We start from the raw sequence: 23,997 nt of genomic DNA on the forward strand, positions 1-23,997 counted from the left end.
TGACAGAAAATATTTAAAACAATAATCGAGGGAAAATATCCTTCGAGAGTATGACTAATCACTCGCTTATTGGTGAAAAAGGAAAATGATGAAAATAACCCATGTTGAAATTTTTGATATTGAATGCCCTGAACGCCCGCCGTGGAATCCGGTCTTTATTCGCATTCATACCGACCAAGGTATTTGTGGTGTTGGTGAAGCAGGGCTTGCTTACGACTGGGGCCATAGCGCCGCGGCGGCGATGATCAAAGAAATTGCTGAAGCGGTACTTATTGGTTTTAACCCGTTTAATACCGAGCTTTTATGGTCAAAAATGTTACGAGAAAGCTTTTGGGGCTTAGGCGGCGGGCCAGTTTTATATTCAGCGATGAGCGCCATAGATACCGCGCTTTGGGATATTAAAGGTAAAGCGTTAGGCGTGCCGGTTTATCAATTACTGGGCGGAAAAGTCAATGATAAATTACGCACTTATGCTAGCCAATTACAGTTTGACTGGGACAGCGAAATTAAAAAACTGATCGAACCTGAAGAATACGCACAAGCGGCATTAAAGGCAGTAGCCGAAGGTTTTGATGCGGTAAAAGTTGACCCGATCGTGTATAACAAAGATGGCAGTTCATCATTTGATCGCACTAAGCTTTTTACTAAACCGCAAATGCGTTTATTTGGAAATCGACTACGTGCTATTCGTGATGCGGTCGGTGAAGATGTTGATATTATTTTTGAATCGCACTCATTAATGGGCGCGGCATCGGCCATTCAAATGGGCGAAGTTGTTGAAGAAGTTGGCTGTATGATGTACGAAGAACCAGTGAATTACTTAAATTCAAAAGTACATAAAAAAGTATCAGACCGAGTGAATGTGCCGATTGCTGGCGGTGAGCGTTTATATCATCGCTGGGATGTTCGTCCGTATTTTGAAGATCAAAGCATTGACGTATTACAGCCTGATGTCGGTTTATGTGGTGGCTTTACCGAGGCGAAAAAAGTGTGTGATTATGCCGATGTATACGACATTCGTATTCAAGCCCATGTGTGTGGTGGACCCGTTGCTACCGCAGCGTCATTGCACTTAGAAACTGCGATCCCTAACTTTTTAATTCATGAGCATCACACTTATGCCACCAAAGCGTGGAATCGAGAATTATGTATTCAAGACCCGCAACCAGTTAACGGCTTTTTCCAAGTATCGGAAGTGCCGGGCATAGGTATTGAATTAAATGACGACGTGGTTAAGCGTTCACCTAATGTTACCGTGAAATCATTAAAGTAGATAAAATTATCATGGTATATTAATAGGGAGCTTCTGCTCCCTTTTTATTTTTAAATTGATGCTAGCAATGATGAGGCGCTAAATATAATCAACCGGAAGGGCGGTGGTGTATTTAATTTCTTCCATAGCAAAGCTTGAACTGATATCTGAAAAGTCGGTGCGGGTGATCAGCTTTTTATAAAAATTATCATAAGCTTTCATATCCGGCACCACCACACGTAATAAATAATCGATATCGCCGCTTAAGCGATAAAACTCGACAATTTCGTCAAAATCTTCAGCAATTTCAGCGAAGTTGGCAAGCCACTTAGGGTTGTGCTGATTGGTTTTTACCGTGACAAAAATCGTTAGCCCAACGTTAAGTTTCTCGGCATCGGCTAAAACTACGCGCCCTTTAATTACGCCCGATTTTTCTAAGGCTTGAATGCGTCGCCAACAGGGTGTGGTTGACAAGCCTATTTGCTCGGCAATCGCTGCGGTAGACAAAGTACAGTCTTGTTGTAATAAGGTTAATATTTTTTTATCAAATGAATCCATGTTAACGCCAATGTCATTTTGAGTAGATTAAATTTTTAATAATAGTTTTACTTTTAGAACTCTATTCTAATAAGTGTCGTATTTCTAGCGAATTACGCAGAAATATTTCGCAAAAGTTATGAAATAATATTTTCATTATTACGATAAATAACAATGGGAAGATTAATGGATCAACTGACTGAAAAACTATCAACAACTGAAACAGCAACTCACCTTCATGGTCGTGGTGTAATTTACGACGATATTACGCAAACAATCGGTAATACGCCGCTGGTTAAACTGAGTCGTTTTGCACAGGCACTCGACGTGCCGGCAAATATTTTAGCGAAAGTTGAATTTTTTAATCCCGCCGGTTCAATAAAAGACCGCCCGGCCTTAGCGATGATCGAAGCAATGATCGCTGATGGTCGCATTACCGAGCAAACCGAAATCATTGAAGCGACTTCAGGTAACAATGGCGTGGCATGTGCTTGGATTTGCGCATTGAAAAAAATTCCACTAACTATTGTTATTCCTGAGCACATGTCGGTTGAGCGTAGAAAACTGATCAAACATTATGGTGCTAAGTTAGTGCTTACTCCAAAAGAGTTAGGTACAAAAGGTGCCATTGATAAAGCTAAGCAAATGATCGAAGCTCAAGAAAATGCCATTATGTTGGATCAATTTGGTAATTTTGCTAACTCGCAAATGCACGCTAAAACCACCGCAGAAGAAATTTGGACCGATACCCAAGGTAAGGTTGATGTGTTGGTGGCAGGTGTTGGCACCGGCGGCACGTTATCGGGCATAGCAGAAACGTTAAAAGCGTATAACCCAGAGGTGAAAATTATCGCAGTTGAGCCTGCGTCTTGCCCAGTATTGTCAGAAGGTCGCAGCGGAGTTCATAAAATTCAAGGCTTAAGTTCAGGCCATGTGCCTGCTATTTTGCGTCGAGATTTAATCGACGACATAGTGACTGTATCGAATGAAGATGCGGTGAGTTTTGCCCAAGATATTGCGTGCTTAGAAGGCTTACCAGTTGGTATTTCATCGGGTGCAGCACTAAAAGCTGCGATGTTAATCGGTCAGCGCGTAGAATTTAAAGGCAAAAATATTGTCACCATTTTAGCCGATAACGCTGAGCGTTATTTCAGCACTGAATTATTTGCTTAGGCTTTTAAAATAGCGAGCTGTTAGGTTGCTAAAACGCTAGCTAGCTAATTCGTTAAGTCGATACCAGTTAGCCGCGTTGGCAAAGGTTAGTTTAGTGAGTTGCTCAGCGCTTAGCGGCAATTGTTGGTAACTTTGCCACAATTGCTGAAAACTTTGCCTGAACAAGCAAAGTGGAAAATTACTGGCGAGCATTACACGATTCTCGCCAAAGGCATTTAGACATTCAGCGACGATGTTTGCCGTTAACTTATCGTACTTGTCCACAGAAATCGGTAAGGAAAGCGCTACCTTGCTGTTTGTCATCATTTCCCAACCTGAGCACTTTATTGCGCATTGCTTTATTGTGCTCATTCTTTTTAAATTGCTTTGCCATAAAGCAAATTCGGCGTTGCCTTCGCTTTCATTTACACTGACACTTGTTTCTTCATCTTCATTTGGCGGCCAGCCGGCATGATTAATAATAAAAGTGAGTGCTGGAAGTTGCTGTGCAAGTGCAATTAGGCGATCAACCGCTGCAGAATCTTGTAACGATAATTGCAGCTCGACAATTAATTTTTGTTCGTTTAACGCAATTAAATTTTGCTGACAGTATTGATGGTTGAGTATATCAAGTGCGTCCTCGTCTAAAATATGACGAATTCCAACAAAGCTGTTAAAAGCGGATAATTGTTTAAGCTGTTGGTTAAAGGGCTTAGGCGCTAAGGTTAAGTCGATAAAGGCAATACTGCGATAGGGCAGTTGGCAATGTTGGTTTAGCCAGTTTAGTTCTTGCCAAGGCTGTTTGTTATTAAAGCCTGCTTCAATATGCACAAAGCCTGCTAATTGCAGCGGTGTTGTTAAATGAAGATCTTGCTCATTAAAATTTTGCACAATAATGCGTTTGTCGCCGTTGAAACTGATATTGTCGTTATACAGCCAAGCATATTCGCCTTGTTCAAGGTTAAATAAGTGCAAGTGCGGATCGATAATTTTCATATTACTTACCGTTATTGCGTAGTATAACCGCCGTCGATAACTTGCAAGCTTCCAGTGATAAATTTCGCTTTATCAGAAGCCAAGAATAATGCAAGTTCGGCCACTTCTTCAGGCTGACCTAAACGACCAAGTGGCTGTAATTGAGCTTCTTCTTGATGTATTTCATTAATATCTGCGCCAGATTTTTTACAATATTTTTCTATGGCTTGATGATAAAGCGGCGTTTCAATTGTGCCAGGGCAAATAGCATTGGCGCGAATATTAAATTGCGCATAATCGAGCGCGGTTGTTTTAGCAATAGAGGCAAGCGATGCTTTACTTAAATTGTAAGCAAACGAATTTCTTTTCGCGACTAGCGCTTGCTCTGAAGCCATTAAAATAATGCTACCTTGAGCTTGTTGTTTCATTGCAGGTAATACAGCTTTTACCGCGGCATAAGCGCCTTTAACGTTAATATCGAATACGCGTTGAAACTCTTCGTCGCTGGTATTTTCAATATTGCCAGAAAAGTGAATACCGGCATTGGAAATCAAGACATCAATAGTGTTGGTCGCAGCAATCTCATTGATAATGTTTTGCACATTGTTGCTGTCAGTTACATCACATTGCCTAAATTCGCCGATAGTTGACGCGGCTACATCTAAATTAAAAACTTGATAATTATTGGCTAAAAATAGCTGCATTATGCTCAAACCTATGCCTGAGCTGCCACCTGTGATCACACATGTTTTTGTCATTGCTGTACCATTTATCGTTGAAAACCTGCTGATAATACCTTTAGCGCTTAATAAGTGCTATTTTTCTTGCGCTAATTTGTTAATTAGCATGCAGCTTTTTATTAATTGGTATTATAATAGCGCCAATTAAAAAATTGAGGTTTATGTGATGAAAATATGTGGTGTTGAATTAAAAGGCAATGACGCCATTGTCTGCATTATGTCTAAAGCAAATGGTTTATACGATATACCACAAATTCGTGTGCAAAAAGTGAGTTTGGTTGATGCTGGCGATGCTGAGCAGGTAAAGCACTTTCAATTTACATTTGCTAAGCTAATGGAAGATTATCACGTAGAAAAAGTTGTTATTAAAGGGCGTGCGTTAAAAGGTAAATTTGCCGGCGGCCCAGTTGGTTTTAAGCTAGAAGCCGCGATTCAGCTGATTGATAATTTGCAGGTAGAAATTTTATCAGGTGCTTTTATTAAAAAAGCGCTAACGCGTTCTCAAGTGAATATTGATTTTAGAGATACTGGCTTAAGAAACTATCAAGAGCCTGCTTTTCAAACCGTATTTGCGTATTTTGAAAGCCAATAAGTCGCTATTAATTTTGTAGCTAGTTAAAAATATAGCTAGCGAAAAGTATACCTAGCTAAAAGTATACTGAGTTAAAAGAATACCGAGTCAATAAAGCAACGCTTTAACTGCACAGATAAAAGCAAACTGTCGTTGTTACGATAGACAAAACCTAACCAGGGTAAAACCGGGTTAGGTTTTTTAGTTTTTAACGTTTTATTTTTTATAAAAATCAATATTTAACCAAGTTGAATTCCCTTTAAACGCTAGTTTTGATAAATAGGCCTATATTTATTTTATTTAAATTCAATTGCTTATCTTTATTTGAAGTAAAAATTAAACGCTTGTTTTAATTTTTCCTTTAAATTTATTCGAACACGTGTTTTAATCTTGACATTGTTTAGACGTCAGACCACTAAGTTACGGTCGCAAAGGAAATAAAAATGCCAGAATATAAAGCCCCAGTGCGAGATATGAAATTTGTTATGCAAGAGTTGTTAGATTGTGAACAACATTATCAGCAACTTGGTTATCAAGATGCGAGCATTGATATGGTTGATGCGATTATTTCTGAAGCGGCTAAGTTTACCGAGCAAGTTATTGCGCCACTTAATCAAATTGGTGATGAGCAAGGTTGTACCTTTAACGACGGCACAGTAACAACGCCAGATGGTTTTAAAGATGCGTATCAACAATACGTAGAAGGTGGCTGGCCAACGCTTTCACAATCTGAAGAGTTTGGCGGTCAAGGCTTACCACATTCACTTAATACTGCTATTGGCGAATTCTCTTCTGCCGCAAACCACAGTTTTGCCATGTATCCTGGTTTAAGCCACGGCGCTCTGGCAACAATTGAAGCATGGGGCAGTGACGAGCAAAAACAAATGTTCATGCCTAAATTGGTTGAAGGTAATTGGACCGGCACCATGTGCTTAACTGAACCACATTGTGGTACAGACTTAGGGATGTTGCGCACTAAAGCAGAATTAAATGATGACGGCAGTTATTCAATTACTGGTACTAAAATTTTCATCTCGGCTGGTGAACACGATATGTCAGACAATATCGTTCATATTGTTATTGCTCGTATCCCTGGTTCGCCAGAAGGTAGTAAAGGTATTTCGTTATTCATCGTGCCTAAATTATCTGTGAATGATAATGGTGAAGCAGGTGAAAACAATGGCGTAAGTTGTGGATCGATTGAACATAAAATGGGTATCAACGCGAACGCAACTTGTGTGATAAATTTCGATGGTGCAAAAGGTTACTTAATTGGTGAAGTTAACCGCGGCCTTAACTGTATGTTCACTTTCATGAATGCGGCACGTTTAGGTGTAGCAAATGAAGGTGCAGCAGCGGCAGAAGCCTCATTCCAGGGAGCATTAGCTTATGCCAAAGATCGCTTACAAATGCGTTCTTTATCAGGTATTAAAAACCCAGACGGGCCTGCGGATCCAATTATTGTTCACCCTGATGTACGTAGAATGTTGCTTACGCAAAAGTCGATTGCAGAAGGTGGTCGTGCTTTAGTGGCTTATTTAGCGCAGCTTGTTGATATTGGTCATGCTGAATCAGACAAAGCCAAAAAAGTTGCAGCTGAAAATAAGCTTGCCTTACTGACTCCAATTGCCAAAGCATTTTTAACTGAAATGGCGGTTGAATGTACTAGCCACGGCATCCAAGTATTTGGTGGTCATGGTTTTATTAAAGAATGGGGCATGGAGCAATTATTACGTGATACTAAAATCAGTTGTATTTACGAAGGTACTACAGGTATTCAAGCCCTCGATTTACTGGCACGTAAAGTACTTGGCACTAAAGGTGAATTACTAAAAGACTTTGCTGCTGATGTAGGTGCGTTCTGCATGGAAAATTCGCAAAATCCTGAGATGGCGGAATTCATCAAACCGATTATGGCTTATGCACAAGACTGGCAAAAACTAACCGAGACTATTGGCGCTAAAGCGATGCAAAATCCGGATGAAATTGGCGGTGCATCGGTTGATTACTTAATGTATTCAGGTTATATGACCTTAGCTTATTTTTGGGCGAAAATGGCGAAAGTTGCGCAAGAAAAGCTTAAACAAAGTGATGCTGACAAAGACTTCTATCAAGCCAAAATTGCAACAGCACGTTTTTACTTCCAACGCATGTTGCCACGTGCCAAAGGGCATGATGCGTGTATTGTAAACGGTGTTGATTCTATGATGGCGCTAGATGCTGATCATTTTGAATTTTAACTTAAGGTAGGCGGTTAATGTCGATTTGTTGAGATAATTTCGACTACTCAACGCTTAGAATTTTAAAATCCGTTATCAGCAATGATAGCGGATTTTTTTTTGCAATATCGTTATCTTTAATGCACTTTTTCAACTTTCAACTTTCAACTTTCAACTTTCAACTTTCAACTTTCAACTTTCAACTTTCAACTTGTAGCTTCCAACTTGTATCTTGTTTTAGCTTACAGATGATCTGCCAAGATCAAATCAGCCGCTTTAGCTGCAATCATTATCGTCGGTGCATTGGTATTGCCGCTGATTAATGTTGGCATAATTGACGCATCGATAACTCGTAAACCTGTTAAGCCGTGCACTTTAAGTTCATGGTTTACTACCGCCATTTCATCATTACCCATTTTACAAGTGCCTACTGGATGATAAATGGTATTCGCTTTATTTTTAACAAACTCAGCCAGTTGTTCGTCATTTTGACATTGATTACCAGGGAATATTTCTTGGCCGTTGTTTTCAGCCAAAGGTTGCTGCGCAAGTATATTTCGGCAAATCTTGACGGCTTGTACCATAACGTTTAGGTCGTAAGGGTCTGATAACATATTCAGTGAAATTTTAGGATGCAAGCTCGGACTACTACCGTATAACGATACTTTACCTCGACTTTTAGGACGCAATAAACATGCATGCAATGCAATGCCGTAATTACACAGCATTTTGTGGTTTCTGCCATGATCATCGAACGCGGCAGGAATAAAGTGTAGTTGCAGATCGGGGCGTGACAATGATGGGTGAGATTTAATAAAGCCGCCAGATTCGGCGACTGAAGAAGTTAACAGCCCGCGTTTATTGGCAATGTATTTATACGCTTCTTTGGTAAACCACCAAGCAGCTTTTGGGCGATAAGCTAATAATTCACTCTTATGGTGACGAATCACAGAAATAACATCTACGTGATCTTGCAAGTTCTCGCCAACGCCATCAAGACAGTGAACCAACTCGATATTATGTTGCGCCAATTCAGCTTCTGGTCCAATGCCTGAAAGCAGTAATATTTGCGGTGAATTAAAAGCACCTGCGCTTAACAGCACTTCTTTATTTGCGTTAATTTGGTAGGTTTTTCCTTTGCTTTTGTAGCAAACGCCAATGACCTTTTTGTCTTCAATTATTAAACGTTTGACCAAGGCATTTGTGATTACTGTCAGGTTTTTGCGTTGCAGGTTTGGTGTTAAAAAGGCTTTTGCTGCGCTACAGCGTTTACCATTTTTTTGCGTTACTTGGTAATAACCAACGCCTTCTTGGTTTTCACCATTAAAGTCATTATTTAGCCGGAAACCTGCTTCGTGTGCCGCTTGAATGAATTGATCATGAATCTCGGGTTTTGAACGTGACTCGCTAACATTGAGTGGTCCATGAACGCCATGATATTTACATTCACCTCGCTCTTGATGTTGAGTTGCTCTAAAGTAAGGGAGAACCTCTTCAAACGACCAGCCACTGTTACCTAAAGCGGCCCAATGATCATAATCTTGCTTTTGCCCTCGGGTATATAGCATGGCGTTAATTGAACTACTGCCGCCGAGAGTTTTCCCTCTAGGGTTAAATATTCGTCGATTATTTTGGCTTGGCTCGGGAGCTGAGTTAAATTGCCAATTGAGTTGCTTATTTTTTATCAGGTCGACAATACCGATTGGCAGGTGAATGCTCCAATGCTTATCTTTTGAACCGGCCTCTAAAAGGCATACTTGAAAACGACCACACTGACTGAGTTTATCGGCGAGAACACAACCAGCAGAGCCTGCTCCTATGATAATGAAATCATATTTATTCATAAGCTTACCTAAAAATAACCACTATTGAGTCAGTGTAATTGCGAATAAAAATAATACAAGCCTTGTATGGAAACTGTTCATTGAGGCAGGTGTAAATTTAGCGGATTTAACCATTGATTTTCCCCGTGTTAACTTTAGTATGGATATGTGTTTTTTATCGTTAGGTTTTTATGCATTCTTTGACTCTTTTTTTCTCTAATTTCGCCTTTGCACAAATGGTACTGTGCATTATTTTATTATTACCTTTGTGGCATAAAAACCCGTCGATACGTTTGTATATTTTATTGATGTGCTGTGGCAGCGGCTATTTGTTAGGCGAAGTTTTGGCTCCTAGTAGCCAGTTTCAAGTGACATGGTTGATTGGGTTTATCGCGGGAAATGCTTTACCCGGCGTTTTCTGGTTGGTGAGCTTAAGTGTTTTTGGCGATCATATTGTTTTAAAAAGCAAACAATACTGGCTAGCTTCGTTAACCCTGTTGATCCCAACCCTTTCGTTCTTAATACAGCTGACTTTTAATCTTAATTTAAAGGAACACGCTGAAATTTATGGTTTGGTAAAATATGGCGCTTTGTTGTTAGAGTTGGCTTTAATTGCTCATGCCTTAATTACTGCGGCCAAGTATTGGCGAGACGATTTGGTACAAGAGCGACGCTATATTCGCGGCGGCATGATCACGGTATCAGCGCTTTATATCTTTTTAGTGATTGTCTTTGAACAACTATTGCAAGTTGACTGGTTGGTTATTGTTCAAGCCAAAGCGATTTTATTAGCCATATTATTAACGAGCATTAATTTTTTCTTATTTAGCCTTCGTCCGTCGAGTTTATTTGCCACTGTTAGTCAACCCATTGAGGAAGTAGAAGTCGAGCAAGTACAGTCGCCAGAGCTTTTAAATATTGTCGCCGCCATGGAACAAGACAAGCTTTATCAAAAAGATGGTATTACTATTTCAGAGCTGGCGCGACATCTATCAATTCATGAATATAAATTGCGTCATTTAATTAACGGTGAAATGAATTATCGCAATTTTAATGATTTTCTTAATTATTATCGCATTAAAGAGGTTACTGAGCATTTAGAGCAAGCAGAGTTTAGCAGTACACCTGTGCTAACACTTGCACTTGAAAGCGGCTTTAGAAGTTTAAGTTCTTTTAACAAAGCGTTTAAAAACACTCATGGCATAACACCGACTGAATATCGCAAAAAAGCCATTGCCGAACCTAGCATATAGGTATTAATCGCTTAATCAATGTCTGTTAGAAGTAGGTTGTTTGTGACCACAACCTACGTCTAATCGGTTATTACTGTGGTTTCTTTTGCGGAGGATAATGTGCTAGCAAACGTTTTACGGTAAGCTCAATTTGTTGAAGTTCTTGCTCTGGCGTGTATTTAGCATCGCTTTCGTATTTATCTCTGCCGTGCCAAATAGGTACATTGTTATGGCTCATATCAATGATGATATGGATAAGTTTATCAACTTTAGTGATTGGAATGCTTGTGCCTACACTAATGCTTGATGAATGATTTCTACCGGCACTGCCCGTGCCCAACCCAATGCTAAATGACGAGTCGTTTTCGTGGATCGTTTCTTTAATGGTAATTTTTACTTCGATATCAGCTTGTGCTATTTCGTCACCATTTTCATTTGTATTTGCTTCAACATACGTTAGCGGTTTTTCAGATAACTGTCGCTTAACGACCTTTTCTACTTTCATTTTAGCAATTGGGTTTTCGTCGACTTTCTGCATATTAGTGCCTTGCGCCAAGGTAAACGAGGTTAATTGCTTGAAGTTGGTTTCGCTGTTGAAGTCAATTTTAGGTTTAGCAGGGGTTTGGCATCCTGAAACGGTTAATAGTGTTAATGCTAACAATAAGGGCGTGCTTACTTTTTTTAACGACAATTTCATAATAATTTCTTCGGTAATTTTAAAGGAAAGTAAATGCCATACAGGCAGCTAAGTCTATTTCAAATACGCTACAATAAGATAAGTGTATTTGGAAAAGTTTACTTTAGAGCATTGGTCATTGTTAGTTTAGCTTATTAAGTGCAGCTTATGTGTAATTAACTGTAGGCGCTAAATAAGTATGCTAGGTAGAGTAAATACCTAAATATAAGTTCACTACAGTTCACATGGATTTACAGAGAAGGGCTTACAATTCAAGGTTTTTTGCTTAAAAATAATGCAAAAAAATTGACTTTGAGTACTGAGCTGATATTAATATAAGTAGGATGAATAAAGGCGGCATAATACTGTAAAAGCTATTGTGCTGAGTGATATTAATGGATCAAGCGATATCGTTTAACAATAAACTTAGCCGACATGTACTGGTGTACATATTAGTCTGCAGTTTATTCCTTTCTGTTTGTTCAACCATTTTTCAACTCTATTCAGATTTTAACGACGACGTGGCAACTTTAAAGCAGCGTTTTGTCAACATCGAAAACAGTTACCTGCAATCATTGTCGACAAGCTTATGGGATTTTAACGAGCCTTTAGTTAATCAACAAATTCAAGGTATTGTTAACTTACCTGATATTAACTACGCCGAAATAACCACAGGTTTTGGTAAGTCTTATACCTTTGGCCAAGAAGAGCCGACAACCCAAGAATCTGCGCAATATTCTATTTTTTACGGTGATAATGAGATCGGCGTATTAACGGTGCATGCCAACTACGCAGATATTTATAAAAAGCTCAAACAACGCGCTTGGGTGATCATTATCTCAGAGTTTGTTCGAACCTTTATCGTTGCCCTTTGTATTATGTTTATTGTGCACTGGTTGGTTACTCGCCATATTTATACCATTACTAAATATTCGCAAAATTTGGCCAGTGACAATTTAGACAAACCTTTAATTTTACCTAATCGCTCTATTGCTAATGAAGATGAATTAGACATGCTTGCCGCAGCAATAAACGATATGCGTATGACCTTAAAAAGCGATATCGTAAAATTGGAAGAAGCGGAAAATGCTTTGATTAACCTTAATGGCGAATTAGAAGTAAAAGTCTATGATCGCACTGAAAAGTTAGCGGTGAGTAATCGTCAATTGCAGCAATCTCTTGATGACTTAACGTTAGCAAAAGACTCTTTAGTGCAATCAGAGAAAATGGCGTCGTTAGGGCAATTAGTGGCTGGGGTTGCCCATGAGGTAAATACCCCGTTAGGCATATGTGTTACGTCAATTACAGCGTTAAAAGAGAAGCTCACCGATTTAACTGATGCTATTGAAAATGAAAATTTAACCAAGTCGCAGCTAACCAGTACACTCAGTTTATTTGATGAGTATCAACAAATTATTGAACGTAGCCTAAATAAAGCAGTGGAACTTATTCGTGGTTTTAAATCCGTTGCGGTTGAGCAGCACACAGATCCTGAATTAAACATTAACTTAGCTCAACATGTTAATGATGTTGTTAATACCGTTAAAACCCTATTTAAACGTAAAAAATATACGATTAATTTGTCGGTCGATAAAGAACTTAGCTTGATCACTTACCCAAGTGCGTGGAATCAAATTCTGACAAATTTTCTAATGAACTCTCACATTCACGGTTTTGAAGGCCGCGATGAAGGTGAAATTAACGTATGTTTTACCGAAGAAGACAATGAGTTGGTTTTGAATTATTCGGATAATGGCAAAGGTATCGACAATCACTTAAAGAAAAAGGTATTCGACCCATTTGTGACAACTAAAAGAGGGCAAGGAGGCTCAGGCTTGGGGTTAAATATTGTCTTTAACTTAGTCAGTAGTAAGCTTCATGGTTCAATTCAGCATATTGACGATGTGCAGGGCTGTCATTTTAGGGTGAGGGTACCACTTGTGAAAAAAGATCGCGGTAAGCCTAAAACAATCGAAATGGTCGGTTAACAAAACATTTTATTCATCTTTGGCAATTAAATTTTAGGCATAAAAAAAGGCAAGTGAATACTTGCCTTAACTTCATTTATTTGTACTTTACAATGCTAAATCAATGACCATTTCTTTTAGCTCAGACTTTGAAATTGAATTGTCGTGGTTAGTATCAAAACGCTTAAAAATGGTCTCGCACATGCGAATACCTTTATCTTGTAATAAGCAATCAATTAACTCTACAAATTCACTGCGGTTAATTACACCATCTTTGTCTTCATCAAAGATTTCAAATAACTCATCTACCCACTGATTAATATCCATCAGCCTACTCCGTTGCAACAATGCTTATTAAATAAGACTGTATCGTTAATTCTCTTCGATGGGAATAAAAAAATGACATTAATAGGGAAATACAGGAAATTAGTTTGCTGGGTTTAACGTATTTCGCACAAAGGCGAATTTTTTTTGTTGGTAGTAATGACATTTAACAGAGGTTAAGTCACTAGTTTCAAATCTTAATAAGGATTACTTGTTTAAAATTTTATTATTTTATGTTTTTGTTGTTTTTAATGTTGGTAATATTGTTTTTGTTGTATTTTATTCTGTTTGTTGTTACTTTTTATTTTCTTTGGTTTGTTTGTGAACATATTTGCCGTTAGTACTAAAAGTTTCTATGGGTAATTACACGGCATATTAGATTACCAAAAGAGCTAACGCAGGGTGTATTTTACATATACATCATCGCTTAGTTCAGGCAAAATAGCGCCCATAAAATTTTGTGGATTATAACCCTGTTGTTGCAGCCTTTGGCTGACTACTTGTAGAGGAAAAAACATGTTAACTCGTAATATGAACATTGCTGATTATGATGCTGAACTTTATCAAGCCATTACTGATGAAGTTGCTCGTCAAGAAGCGCATATTGAATTAATTGCATCTGAAAACTACTGTAGCCCGCGTGTTTTAGAAGCACAAGGTTCACAATTAACCAACAAATATGCTGAAGGTTACCCTGGTAAGCGTTATTACGGTGGTTGTGAGTATGTTGATAAAGCAGAGCAATTAGCGATTGAGCGCGCGAAAGAATTATTTGGTGCAACTTATGCCAATGTTCAGCCTCATGCTGGTTCTCAAGCAAATGCTGCTGTTTTCCAAGCACTTGTTAAGCCTGGCGGAAAAGTACTAGGTATGAGTCTTGCTCATGGTGGTCACTTAACGCATGGTTCTCATGTTAACTTTTCTGGTAAATCTTACGAAGCTATTCAATATGGCTTACACCCAGAAACGGGTTTAATTGATTATGAAGAAATTGAACGTTTGGCATTAGAGCACAAGCCTGAAATGTTAATTGGCGGTTTCTCTGCTTACTCAGGCATTGTTGACTGGGCACGCATGCGTGAAATTGCTGACAAAGTTGGCGCATATTTCATGGTTGATATGGCTCACGTTGCAGGTCTTGTTGCTGCTGGTTTATACCCGAACCCAGTACCTCATGCACATGTTGTAACAACAACTACGCACAAAACATTAGCTGGCCCTCGTGGCGGTTTAATTGTTTCAGGCTGTGATGACGAAGATGTTTATAAAAAATTAAACTCTGCAGTATTCCCAGGTGGTCAAGGTGGCCCTCTAATGCACGTTATCGCGGCTAAAGCGGTTGCTTTTAAAGAAGCATTAGAGCCAGAATTTAAAGCTTACCAACAAAAAGTGTTAGACAACGCGAAAGCGATGGTAGCGGTATTACAAGAACGTGGTTACAAAGTTGTTTCTAACGGTACTGAAAACCACTTATTGTTATTAGACCTAATTGACAAAGATATTACCGGTAAAGATGCTGACGCTGCCTTAGGCCGTGCACACATCACAGTAAACAAAAACTCTGTACCAAATGATCCACGTTCACCATTTGTAACCTCTGGTCTTCGTTTAGGTACGCCAGCGATTACTCGCCGTGGTTTTGGTGTTGAAGAAACTAAAGCATTAACTGGCTGGATTTGTGATATTTTAGACGATATCAACAACGAAGAAACTATTGCTAAAGTACAAGAGCAAGTAAAAGAGATTTGTGCTCGTTTACCTGTTTACGCTTAAGTAAATAACTATCGCTTGCTAGGCTAGTAACTTAGCTCATAAATAGTTTAAAATGGCCGCATTCGCGGTCATTTTTGTATCGGTTAATAAATAATTACTGATAAATAGCCGCACCCATTTTCGGAGCCACCATGTATTGCCCATTTTGTTCAGCTGTAGACACTAAAGTTATTGACTCTCGTCTAGTCTCAGACGGTCACCAAGTTAGGCGTCGTCGAGAGTGTGTAGACTGTCATGAGCGCTTTACCACGTTTGAATCAGCAGAGCTGGTTATGCCGCGCATCATCAAGCGCGACGGCTCTCGTGAACCGTTTAACGAAGATAAAATGCGTAATGGCTTATTACGCGCCTTAGAAAAACGTCCGGTAAGCCTTGAGCAAACAGAGCTCGCGGTAAATAAATTAAAATCGCAATTACGTGCTACCGGTGAACGCGAAGTGGGTAGTGAAATGCTAGGTAACTTGATCATGGAGCAATTAAAGCAATTAGACAAAGTGGCCTATGTGCGTTTTGCTTCCGTTTACCGTTCATTTGAAGATATTCGTGAGTTTGGCGAAGAAATTGCCCGCCTTGGCGATGAAAGTAAAAGTAGCTAAATGAGTACCTTTAGCCTGCAAGATCACGCCTTTATGCAGCGAGCTATTCGTCTTGCTAAAAAAGGCCATTACACCACATCACCCAATCCTAATGTTGGTTGTGTATTGGTTTTAAATAATGAAATTATCGGCGAAGGCTTTCATCAAAAAGCCGGACAAGGGCACGCCGAAGTAAACGCGATAGCTGATGCAAAAGCTAACGGTTTTGATACTCAAGGCGCCACAGCTTATGTCACCTTAGAGCCTTGTAGCCATTTTGGACGAACACCGCCTTGTGCTCAGGGCTTGATAAAGGCGGGCGTTAAACAGGTTATTGCCGCTATGGTTGATCCTAATCCAGAAGTTTCAGGCAGAGGTTTAGCTATGCTTGAACAGGCGGGCATTAAAACGCAAGTTGGTTTATTAAATGCAGATGCTTTAGCGCTAAACCCGGGCTTTATCAAACGCATGACCAAAAACTTACCTTATGTGCGCTGTAAGTTAGCAGCAAGCCTTGATGGTAAAACGGCAATGGCCAATGGTGAAAGCAAGTGGATAACATCTTCACCGGCACGAGAAAATGTTCAACAATTACGCGCGCAAAGCTGCGCAATTATTAGCGGCGCAACGTCAATCATTACAGATAACGCCAAAATGTCGGTGCGTTGGCAAGAGCTAGGCGAATTAAAAAACAGCTATGCAGAGTCTGATTTAAGACAACCTGTGCGCGTTATTATCGACTCGCAAAACCGGCTTACGCCTGACTTGGCACTTTTTCAAATACCCTCGCCAATAATATTAGTTAGAACAGCTATTGAAAACTTACCAAAGTGGCCTCATTTTGTAGAGCAGGTTGTTTGTAAAACGGTTAAAAACTCTCAAGATCAAGAAAAAATCGATTTACCCGCGTTAATTGCGCTATTGGCAGAACGTGGCCTAAACGACATTTTAGTTGAGTCAGGTGCACAATTAGCGGGCGCATTCATTGAGCAAAACTTGGTTGATGAACTAATTCTATTTCAAGCCCCTAAATTATTAGGTAGTGACGGCAAAAGCTTAGTGGCAATGCCGAGTATTGAAACCTTGAGTTCAGCTAAAAATTTAGTCGTAAAAGATATTAGAATGGTCGGCCCAGACATTCGTATTACAGCAAAATTTAAACCTTAAATTAACGAGTTACAGAGTATTAAATATGTTTACCGGAATAATTGAAGCGGTAGGAAGTATTAAAGCCATTAATGTTAACGCTGATGGCGCACGCGTAGAAGTGGCAACAGGTTCGCTTGATATGAGCGACGTTAACCTAGGTGACTCGATTGCCACTAATGGTGTTTGTTTAACGGTTGTCGCCTTTGACCAACACAGCTACAGCGCTGATGTATCAAATGAAACTCTGAAATATACCGGTTTTAGTCATTACCGTGTTGGCCAAAAAGTGAATTTAGAAAAAGCCATGTTACCAACAACACGTTTTGGTGGTCATATGGTTTCTGGCCATGTCGACGCTGTTTGTGAAGTTGCCAGTATTAAAAATACCGGTAACAGTACAGAATACTGGCTGACAATGTCAGAAGAAATCGCCCCTTATATCGCGCACAAAGGCTCAGTGACGATTGACGGCACCAGCTTAACTGTTAACAAGGTTACGGAAGATCAGTTTATGCTAACCATAGTGCCGCATACCACAGAACAAACTATAATTAGCGGTTATCAAGCAGGTACTGCGGTAAACGTTGAAGTTGACGTGGTTGCTCGTTATTTAGAGCGATTGTTATTCAAAAAATCAAATAATAGTCACAGTGGTGAAAGTGCTGGCGTGACAAAAGAGCTATTAATGAAAAGTGGTTTTATGAAATAAGCCACGTTAACCGCGTGAGTTGAAATCATCAATAAAACCAAGCTTTCTAGCAACAAGCAACAAGTTGCACGATATACAAATTGAAATTTATGACACTTAAATAGAGGTTGCCATGCAATTAAACACCCCACAGGAAATAATCGACGATATTGCCCAAGGTAAGATGGTTATTTTGATGGATGATGAAGACAGAGAAAATGAAGGCGACTTTATCATGGCGGCAGAAAAAGTGACGCCTGAAGCGATAAACTTTATGGCGACACACGGTCGTGGCTTAATTTGCATGCCAATGACTGTCGAAAAATGTCAGCGTTTAAAACTGCCGTTAATGGTTGAAAAAAATGATGCGCAATTTAGTACCAATTTTACGGTATCTATTGAAGCGGCAGAAGGCGTAACAACGGGTATTTCTGCGGCTGATCGTGCCACTACGGTATTAGCGGCTGTTGGCAAAGACGCTAATCATTTAAGTATTGTTCAGCCGGGCCATATTTTCCCGTTAATCGCCAAAGACGGCGGCGTACTTAACCGAGCAGGTCATACCGAAGCGGGTGTTGATTTAGCGCGCTTAGCAGGGCTTGAACCTGCTGCGGTAATTGTAGAGATTTTAAATGAAGATGGCACCATGGCGCGTCGTCCAGATTTAGAAATTATCGCTAAAAAACATGGCATAAAAATGGGCACGATTGCCGATTTAATTGAATTTCGAAATGCTAACGAAACGACTATTGAGCGCATTTCACAATGTAAATTACCAACGGCGTTTGGTGACTTTGACTTAACGGTATTTAAAGACACTATTGATGGTCAAGCACACTTTGCCCTGACCAAAGGCGAAATTAAAGCAGAAGAACCGACGTTAGTACGTGTTCACTTAGAGAATACCTTCCGTGACTTATTATTTAGCCAACGTGAAAGCGTTGCCAAATGGCCAATTGCCCATGCACTGGAAAAAATTGGTAAAGAAGGCGGTGTTTTAGTTTTATTAGGTAAACATGAATCTCCGCTTGAGCTCATTAACCTTGTTGAAAAATACGCTAAAATTGACGCAGGTGAAACGGTTAAAGAAGTTAACCGTCATGTGGGTTCACGCAATGTTGGCGTCGGCTCGCAAATCTTAGCTAATTTAGGCGTCAGCAAAATGCGTTTATTAAGTTCACAAACGAAGTACCATTCACTTTCTGGGTTTGGTTTAGAAGTGGTTGAATATATTGCTGACTAGTTTGGTATGGCTTTGACAATCATAAATGAAAAAACGCGACTTAGGTCGCGTTTTTTCATGGTTACAATTTTGGGCGCTTAGACTAAAAGGAATAATTAAGCGCAAGCCCAAGGTTAGCTTGCATGGCTTTATCAAGGTCAACTTCATCTAGCGCTAAAGTGAAAGTTATCCATTGGTTTTTAAATTGGAATTCTGGAGAAAGGTTTTCTAGATCAAGCATTAAATGAGCACGATAGCTGCTGTCTATCCATTGCGCACCTAAGTAATAAAAATTTGTATCACCTTGGCGTTTATAGCGCGCTAAGTAACCTAAGTTTGTTAAGGTGCCTGAGTCAATTTGAGGTGTGTATTGCGCAACAAAGTTAACCTGTTCTGGTAAATCAAAACGATAATCGTCATTTGTTTCTACACCGCGATAAAGAGGTAAATATGATTTTCCGCCAAGGCTATTGATGAAGGTGCCATCGGTATCGACATTGCCTTGACTGTAACCTAAATCGGATAATTTAAACCGAGAATAAATATCGTTAATGTCTAAATTAAGAGCTATTTGTTGGCTTACTTGCCAATTAAAAGCAAGGTCGACGGTAATGCCATAGCCATCGGTTTGCCATGTGTCATTGTTTGGGCGTTTAAGAAAATTTTTATCACTATAAAACTCAACTAACTCGGCAACGCCATTAATATTGTTATTGGCTTCACCTGATATTTCACCTGTAATCTGCGACTCTCTTGTGGCATCTACATCCCAATAACCTATGCGTATTTGGCTGCTGAAATTATCGAACTGCCATTGATATCCTAAGCGAATACCTGTGCTTTCTTGGTGATGTAATTTAAGCGCTAATTGGTAATTTTCTTGTGTGGTCAGTGGTATATCGTTGCGTTCTAAATAAAATGCTGTTGCCGTATCTGGATTGGTAAATACAAAGTAATCAAGACGCTTGGCGATACCTATACTGATATTTTGCCACCGGGTTTCGATGCCCACTTCATTTTGGGTAAAACCAATGCTTGAGTCGGTTGCTGGTGCTTGTTTCCAGTCATCCTCAAGTAATTGTTTAATCGGTAAAATATTACTAAACGATTCGCTTTTAACATAAGCTGAAACTTGCATTGCAGGTTGAGCTTCATCGTCAAAGTTTTTGGCAAAACTCGTTGCTTGAACAAAGCTAAAAGGTAGTGTTGCTGTTAGCAACATTGAAAATAACGGTACTGCTCTCACTTCGTATTCCTTGTGTAAAAACGTCTGATTGTTGTTATTTTATTGTTTGTTGAAGAAAAAATGCCAGCCTTGACAGACTGGCATTTTACAACGTTGAATATTTATATCAGATTAGTTCGCGAAGAACTCATTGCTATAAACTTTCAACTGTTCCGTCAGAGTAGACTACTAAGATTAAACCGTCACGGTCAACAATTTGTGCGGCTTGCTCTGCGTCGTCACCTGTTCCAACAACAATCGTACCGATCACAGATTCACCTGAAGCTTGATCTTCTTCAGATAATTCCATTAGCGTTACAGTAACGTCTTCGCTGTTAGTAACCAATACTGTATCTTCTTCTTCAGTATTTGCGTGCACGGTAAATGAACGTTGTGCTTCATCACCTGGAAGTTTATAAACCATTTCTAGTTCAAACTCGCCATCTTCAAGCCCAGTTCTGTCACCAGCAAGTTGCACTTTAACTTCATAGTCACCTAATACAGCTTCAAGTGTTAATGCGGCATTAATGTCTAAGAAGTTTTCTGCGTTTTCTAAGATGTCTAACGAGTCTGCTTCGGTATTGTAGCCGTCAAACATAGTGCTAGTATTTGCCGTCAATGCTGCAACCTCTTCACTCGAAAGATTAGTTTCAACAAGACCAATATCGTCTACATAAGTATAAATCTCTGAGCCACGCGCATTTGCTAACCAACCTTGATAAGCCACTAAAGCATTGTTCACAGTAAGTGGATTAAAAGGTGTATGCCAACCGAATGGTAATTCGTCATACGAGTTCGCATAAAAGTATGCGTCGCCTTCTGAAGTCTCTGTACCATTTTCATCAGTAATTATACCATCAGCATTAATATAATCTCCCCAAACTCTGGTTTGATTGATAAAGTCTGATGCGCCATCACCGTTGCTATCAACTGGTGTAATGCGAATTTGAGAGTAGTGTGACATACCATCATATGTATTTGTTCTCAATATAACGACTTCAGGGGTATCTAAACCAAGGTCATTAGTTGAGTATTCTCTTACGTCTGAATGGTTAATATCTGTGTCTTCAAAACGTTCACGTGTGAAGGTGAAGTTTCCTGTACTGGTGAAGTCCATGCTATAGACACGGCTGTTGCCAGCAGGTTCATTTAAAGTCACGGTATTGCTGTCTTCGCTTACAGATATTGTATACGCCTCGGCTAGCAGGGCTTTGGTGATATAACCTGTTGGGTTAATGCTAAGTACTTCACCACTGGCGATTATCTCAAGGTCGTCTTCGTCAAAAAAGAATGTTACTTCACCGATATCTTCTACGGTTAAGTTACCTTCATTTTCCCACCAATTATCAATTGTTTGTGCGAGCAATTCTGCGCCGTTAGATACCGTTAATGGATTAGCAATTGGTTTATAGTAGAACTCGTGGTCGTTGCTGGTCATGAAACTATCAACACTTTGGTAGCTACCCATAAACCAAGCATTATCCCAAGTATGCAGTGTGCCATCGGCAAGCAATAGATCTCCATCAGCATTGACTAAAGTGCTAATTGAAGTTCCGTCATATGCCATGTCATCGTAGGTATGAAGTTGCTCAACATCATAATAATTGGCGCTATTATCGCCATCTGTATCCATCGGTGTAAAGCGAATGACACGAACGCCAAATTCACCATCACCAACAACAAAGGCTCGGGTATAAATAAGACCTTGTTCATTAACATCAGCTACGCTGAAACGACGACTGAATATTTTACGCTCTATACCCGTTTCCCAATGGTGTTCTTCAGCATTGGCGGCTACAACCGTACTTGTTGCAGTCCATTCACCAACCTGGCCACCTGGTGTAGGAGTGAAAATACGAGTTTCAGTAGACTGTTGATAGTCAATGACGCTGTCGGCTTCAGTAATTACAACAGTGTTTAAACCTTCTGAAATTTCAATATTCATAATATCGGCTACTTCACGGCCTAAATATTCAAAATCAGGAGCTTGATACTCAGCTAGTTCATCAATATTTACCGTTAATGTAGCTTTAATTAGGTCGCCTTCCAGTGCGCTAAACTCGCCACTTAAACTCAACATTTCAGGTAAAATAGTATCCTCGATACGTGTTTTACCATAGTGGTAGTCATATTGAGGATTTTCGAATTCGTCATAACTTACCGACTCTTGCTCATCTAAAACACGTTCGCCAACCAATAATAACTCTGTATGCAATGATCCTGAAAAAGTAATAGGGTTGGTAACCGTTTCAGTTGCTTTTTGAGCAAGCTCAATTGATAGTTTTAATTCGCCACCAACAATTTCACCGTCGTAACTGTCATCTTCAATGCCATCGCGTGTTGCTGCACTGTCTAAAATGATAACGGCTTTGGAATCATCGGCTAAGGTAAAGCTTGCGCCTGTAGATTCTATTTTTCCGTCAAGGTTTAATGCGATGCTCAAACCGTCTTCAGCAATTGTGATACTGGCTTCAAATTGAGCTGACTCAACTTCTTCACCTTGTGCAGAGGTTGTAACGTCGACAGCAAAAACTAAATCGTCTGGGTCAAGTCTGAAAGTACCGGTTACCTCTAAATCACTGTTAATGTAATCAGCCGCTTGAAATTCTGTGCCTTCAATTATTTCATCATCAAGGCCCATAGTGATAACTGATAATGCTTCACTGATCTCTGTTAATAACACAAAACTGTCTGCTTCTTCGGCAACCATATCACCGGCGGCTTGCATTAAAGCAACATATTCGTCACCTTGCGTTTCAATGCCTGCACCTTGTTCAGTGTCTAAGTCAAATAAATGCGTGAATAAACGCACATCTTCAACCATAGCAGCAGCTTTTGCGACCGCGTCGCCAACGGTTGGCGTATCAACACCCACATCACTAAAGCCGTCTTCACCAACTAAAGCTTCTTCAGCGATTTTTTCATTTTCTAATTTGGTTTCTTCTTGGGCAAGATCAATTTCTGCGGTTAATGTTTCGTCGGCTGCAATTTCTTCAGCTACTTGAGCTGCAGTTTCACTGGCTGCTTCTAACACATCACCTAAAGCAAGTTCAAAGTCATCATCAGCATCTTGACTAACCAGTACTTTACCTTCATTGGCAACTAAGTCTTGTGCAATAGTGGTCAATTTAGTTGATAACACAGAATCTGTCGCATCTTCACCTGAGAAAATAGCTGACATAATACCCGCGTTAATTAAACCATAACGAAGTTCATCTGGGTTATCTTCACCAGCAACAGCTGCGGCATCGTCAACAACGGTTGGTTCTAAATCGGTAAGGCTTCCAGATATGCCAAAAGTATTTGCAACCAAAGATGATTGCTCTTGAACTGACTCGGCAGTTACGCCAGTCTCAGCTTCTTCAATAAGCGCTGCAGCTAAATGCGTTAATGCTGAAACATTCATTTTTACATCGCCATCACTGCCTTCTTCGACCACTGAAATAGCGGATAACGTAAAGCTAGGATCTGCACTTGAAATATTTAATGTTTCGCCAAAGGCTACATCACCACAACCGTCAGCTGCATCACAAACCATAGTAGTATCGGTGCCAGCAGACAGCTCAATTTTTACAGGCCCAGTGTAGTCTAGTAGGGTAAAACTGTAATTACCGTCACCATCTGTGGTGATATCTGAGTCAGCAAGCTCGTCAGCTGTTAACTCAACTGGTTCACCGTCTACAAATTTAAAGACTTTTACAACAGCGTTAGCTAGTGTGCCTTTTACAGCTTTACCATTAACGATAGTTTCAACAGGTGCAGGTGGTTCAACAACAGGAGGTTCAACTGGTGGTGGGGTGTCGCTAGAGCCACCACAAGCGGCGAGAGAAGCACTAAGGGCAAGTGCAATTATACTTTTGTTCATATCCATGAAATATCCTTGTATATATATTACAA

General features: G+C 39.8%; 19 protein-coding genes. 11 read left to right on the top strand and 8 right to left on the bottom strand.

Going from position 1 to position 23,997, the window contains the following annotated elements; genetic code table 11:
* Window positions 1–88: 88 nt before the first annotated feature.
* Window positions 89–1,273 (top strand): mandelate racemase/muconate lactonizing enzyme family protein, encoded by a 1,185-nt coding sequence (locus ACRRSQ_RS15200; RefSeq protein ID WP_440876657.1) that lies wholly within the window; start codon window positions 89–91, stop codon window positions 1,271–1,273.
* A gap of 78 nt (window positions 1,274–1,351) precedes the next feature.
* On the opposite strand, the gene ACRRSQ_RS15205 is transcribed toward ACRRSQ_RS15200, so the two are convergent.
* Window positions 1,352–1,810 (bottom strand): Lrp/AsnC family transcriptional regulator, encoded by a 459-nt coding sequence (locus ACRRSQ_RS15205; RefSeq protein ID WP_440876613.1) that lies wholly within the window; start codon window positions 1,808–1,810, stop codon window positions 1,352–1,354.
* Between the two features lie 165 nt (window positions 1,811–1,975).
* Here ACRRSQ_RS15205 and cysK point away from each other — a divergent pair, with 165 nt between their 5' ends.
* Window positions 1,976–2,962, top strand: a complete 987-nt coding sequence (gene cysK / locus ACRRSQ_RS15210; RefSeq protein ID WP_440876614.1) for a cysteine synthase A — start codon at window positions 1,976–1,978, stop codon at window positions 2,960–2,962.
* A 36-nt stretch (window positions 2,963–2,998) separates the two neighbouring features.
* On the opposite strand, the gene ACRRSQ_RS15215 is transcribed toward cysK, so the two are convergent.
* On the bottom strand, window positions 2,999–3,937 hold the full coding sequence (locus tag ACRRSQ_RS15215) for an amidohydrolase family protein (RefSeq protein WP_440876615.1): 939 nt from the start codon (window positions 3,935–3,937) through the stop codon (window positions 2,999–3,001).
* Window positions 3,938–3,948: 11 nt separating this feature from the next.
* A complete protein-coding gene (locus tag ACRRSQ_RS15220) occupies window positions 3,949–4,674 on the bottom strand; it encodes an SDR family NAD(P)-dependent oxidoreductase (protein ID WP_440876616.1) in 726 nt (241 codons plus the stop codon).
* Between the two features lie 148 nt (window positions 4,675–4,822).
* On the opposite strand from ACRRSQ_RS15220, the gene ACRRSQ_RS15225 reads away from it, so the two are divergent.
* Together ACRRSQ_RS15225 and ACRRSQ_RS15230 are read left to right on the top strand one after the other, a co-directional pair.
* The gene (locus ACRRSQ_RS15225; protein ID WP_440876617.1) at window positions 4,823–5,248 is read left to right on the top strand and encodes a DUF3010 family protein; all 426 of its coding nucleotides are present in this window, start codon (window positions 4,823–4,825) and stop codon (window positions 5,246–5,248) included.
* Window positions 5,249–5,670: 422 nt separating this feature from the next.
* Entirely contained in the window at window positions 5,671–7,467 is a 1,797-nt protein-coding gene (locus tag ACRRSQ_RS15230) for an acyl-CoA dehydrogenase C-terminal domain-containing protein (protein WP_440876618.1), read from the top strand.
* A 221-nt stretch (window positions 7,468–7,688) separates the two neighbouring features.
* Here the strand turns inward: ACRRSQ_RS15230 and ACRRSQ_RS15235 are convergent, their stop codons facing one another.
* Window positions 7,689–9,290, bottom strand: a complete 1,602-nt coding sequence (locus ACRRSQ_RS15235; RefSeq protein WP_440876619.1) for a GMC family oxidoreductase — start codon at window positions 9,288–9,290, stop codon at window positions 7,689–7,691.
* A 170-nt stretch (window positions 9,291–9,460) separates the two neighbouring features.
* Between ACRRSQ_RS15235 and ACRRSQ_RS15240 the strand changes: the two genes are divergently transcribed.
* Window positions 9,461–10,522, top strand: a complete 1,062-nt coding sequence (locus tag ACRRSQ_RS15240) for a helix-turn-helix domain-containing protein (RefSeq protein ID WP_440876620.1) — start codon at window positions 9,461–9,463, stop codon at window positions 10,520–10,522.
* 70 nt (window positions 10,523–10,592) lie between these two features.
* Here the strand turns inward: ACRRSQ_RS15240 and ACRRSQ_RS15245 are convergent, their stop codons facing one another.
* Window positions 10,593–11,198, bottom strand: coding sequence for a DUF4136 domain-containing protein (locus ACRRSQ_RS15245; protein ID WP_440876621.1), 606 nt, complete (start codon window positions 11,196–11,198; stop codon window positions 10,593–10,595).
* A gap of 374 nt (window positions 11,199–11,572) precedes the next feature.
* Between ACRRSQ_RS15245 and ACRRSQ_RS15250 the strand changes: the two genes are divergently transcribed.
* Window positions 11,573–13,165: an ATP-binding protein gene (locus tag ACRRSQ_RS15250; RefSeq protein ID WP_440876622.1), complete on the top strand. Its 1,593-nt coding sequence runs from the start codon at window positions 11,573–11,575 to the stop codon at window positions 13,163–13,165.
* 87 nt (window positions 13,166–13,252) lie between these two features.
* On the opposite strand, the gene ACRRSQ_RS15255 is transcribed toward ACRRSQ_RS15250, so the two are convergent.
* Complete coding sequence (locus ACRRSQ_RS15255; RefSeq protein ID WP_440876623.1) at window positions 13,253–13,471, bottom strand: EF-hand domain-containing protein; 219 nt, start codon at window positions 13,469–13,471, stop codon at window positions 13,253–13,255.
* Between the two features lie 513 nt (window positions 13,472–13,984).
* Between ACRRSQ_RS15255 and glyA the strand changes: the two genes are divergently transcribed.
* The 5 genes from glyA to ribBA all read left to right on the top strand — a co-directional run bounded on the left by glyA (window position 13,985) and on the right by ribBA (window position 18,896).
* Window positions 13,985–15,241 carry a serine hydroxymethyltransferase gene (gene glyA / locus ACRRSQ_RS15260; RefSeq protein ID WP_440876624.1) on the top strand — a complete coding sequence of 419 codons (1,257 nt, stop codon included), beginning with the start codon at window positions 13,985–13,987 and terminating at the stop codon, window positions 15,239–15,241.
* A 131-nt stretch (window positions 15,242–15,372) separates the two neighbouring features.
* Complete coding sequence (nrdR, locus tag ACRRSQ_RS15265; RefSeq protein ID WP_440876625.1) at window positions 15,373–15,837, top strand: transcriptional regulator NrdR; 465 nt, start codon at window positions 15,373–15,375, stop codon at window positions 15,835–15,837.
* A complete protein-coding gene (gene ribD, locus ACRRSQ_RS15270; protein WP_440876626.1) occupies window positions 15,838–16,983 on the top strand; it encodes a bifunctional diaminohydroxyphosphoribosylaminopyrimidine deaminase/5-amino-6-(5-phosphoribosylamino)uracil reductase RibD in 1,146 nt (381 codons plus the stop codon).
* Window positions 16,984–17,008: 25 nt separating this feature from the next.
* A complete protein-coding gene (locus ACRRSQ_RS15275; protein WP_440876627.1) occupies window positions 17,009–17,674 on the top strand; it encodes a riboflavin synthase in 666 nt (221 codons plus the stop codon).
* A gap of 112 nt (window positions 17,675–17,786) precedes the next feature.
* Window positions 17,787–18,896 (top strand): bifunctional 3,4-dihydroxy-2-butanone-4-phosphate synthase/GTP cyclohydrolase II, encoded by a 1,110-nt coding sequence (gene ribBA, locus ACRRSQ_RS15280; protein ID WP_440876628.1) that lies wholly within the window; start codon window positions 17,787–17,789, stop codon window positions 18,894–18,896.
* Between the two features lie 82 nt (window positions 18,897–18,978).
* Here ribBA and ACRRSQ_RS15285 read toward each other — a convergent pair whose 3' ends face one another.
* Window positions 18,979–20,121 (bottom strand): hypothetical protein, encoded by a 1,143-nt coding sequence (locus ACRRSQ_RS15285; RefSeq protein WP_440876629.1) that lies wholly within the window; start codon window positions 20,119–20,121, stop codon window positions 18,979–18,981.
* 133 nt (window positions 20,122–20,254) lie between these two features.
* Window positions 20,255–23,965, bottom strand: a complete 3,711-nt coding sequence (locus ACRRSQ_RS15290; RefSeq protein ID WP_440876630.1) for a hypothetical protein — start codon at window positions 23,963–23,965, stop codon at window positions 20,255–20,257.
* Window positions 23,966–23,997: the final 32 nt, after the last annotated feature.

It is taken from the genome of Thalassotalea sp. PLHSN55, from assembly GCF_052030545.1.
Classification (GTDB): Bacteria; Pseudomonadota; Gammaproteobacteria; order Enterobacterales; family Alteromonadaceae; genus CANMXU01.

What these genes read in the sequence shown, in the direction of transcription:
- ACRRSQ_RS15200 (WP_440876657.1), top strand. Translation starts at nt 89, where the DNA reads ATGAAAATAACCCATGTTGAAATTTTTGATATTGAATGCCCTGAACGC.
- ACRRSQ_RS15205 (WP_440876613.1), bottom strand. Translation starts at nt 1,810, where the DNA reads ATGGATTCATTTGATAAAAAAATATTAACCTTATTACAACAAGACTGT.
- cysK (WP_440876614.1), top strand. Translation starts at nt 1,976, where the DNA reads ATGGATCAACTGACTGAAAAACTATCAACAACTGAAACAGCAACTCAC.
- ACRRSQ_RS15215 (WP_440876615.1), bottom strand. Translation starts at nt 3,937, where the DNA reads ATGAAAATTATCGATCCGCACTTGCACTTATTTAACCTTGAACAAGGC.
- ACRRSQ_RS15220 (WP_440876616.1), bottom strand. Translation starts at nt 4,674, where the DNA reads ATGACAAAAACATGTGTGATCACAGGTGGCAGCTCAGGCATAGGTTTG.
- ACRRSQ_RS15225 (WP_440876617.1), top strand. Translation starts at nt 4,823, where the DNA reads ATGAAAATATGTGGTGTTGAATTAAAAGGCAATGACGCCATTGTCTGC.
- ACRRSQ_RS15230 (WP_440876618.1), top strand. Translation starts at nt 5,671, where the DNA reads ATGCCAGAATATAAAGCCCCAGTGCGAGATATGAAATTTGTTATGCAA.
- ACRRSQ_RS15235 (WP_440876619.1), bottom strand. Translation starts at nt 9,290, where the DNA reads ATGAATAAATATGATTTCATTATCATAGGAGCAGGCTCTGCTGGTTGT.
- ACRRSQ_RS15240 (WP_440876620.1), top strand. Translation starts at nt 9,461, where the DNA reads ATGCATTCTTTGACTCTTTTTTTCTCTAATTTCGCCTTTGCACAAATG.
- ACRRSQ_RS15245 (WP_440876621.1), bottom strand. Translation starts at nt 11,198, where the DNA reads ATGAAATTGTCGTTAAAAAAAGTAAGCACGCCCTTATTGTTAGCATTA.
- ACRRSQ_RS15250 (WP_440876622.1), top strand. Translation starts at nt 11,573, where the DNA reads ATGGATCAAGCGATATCGTTTAACAATAAACTTAGCCGACATGTACTG.
- ACRRSQ_RS15255 (WP_440876623.1), bottom strand. Translation starts at nt 13,471, where the DNA reads ATGGATATTAATCAGTGGGTAGATGAGTTATTTGAAATCTTTGATGAA.
- glyA (WP_440876624.1), top strand. Translation starts at nt 13,985, where the DNA reads ATGTTAACTCGTAATATGAACATTGCTGATTATGATGCTGAACTTTAT.
- nrdR (WP_440876625.1), top strand. Translation starts at nt 15,373, where the DNA reads ATGTATTGCCCATTTTGTTCAGCTGTAGACACTAAAGTTATTGACTCT.
- ribD (WP_440876626.1), top strand. Translation starts at nt 15,838, where the DNA reads ATGAGTACCTTTAGCCTGCAAGATCACGCCTTTATGCAGCGAGCTATT.
- ACRRSQ_RS15275 (WP_440876627.1), top strand. Translation starts at nt 17,009, where the DNA reads ATGTTTACCGGAATAATTGAAGCGGTAGGAAGTATTAAAGCCATTAAT.
- ribBA (WP_440876628.1), top strand. Translation starts at nt 17,787, where the DNA reads ATGCAATTAAACACCCCACAGGAAATAATCGACGATATTGCCCAAGGT.
- ACRRSQ_RS15290 (WP_440876630.1), bottom strand. Translation starts at nt 23,965, where the DNA reads ATGAACAAAAGTATAATTGCACTTGCCCTTAGTGCTTCTCTCGCCGCT.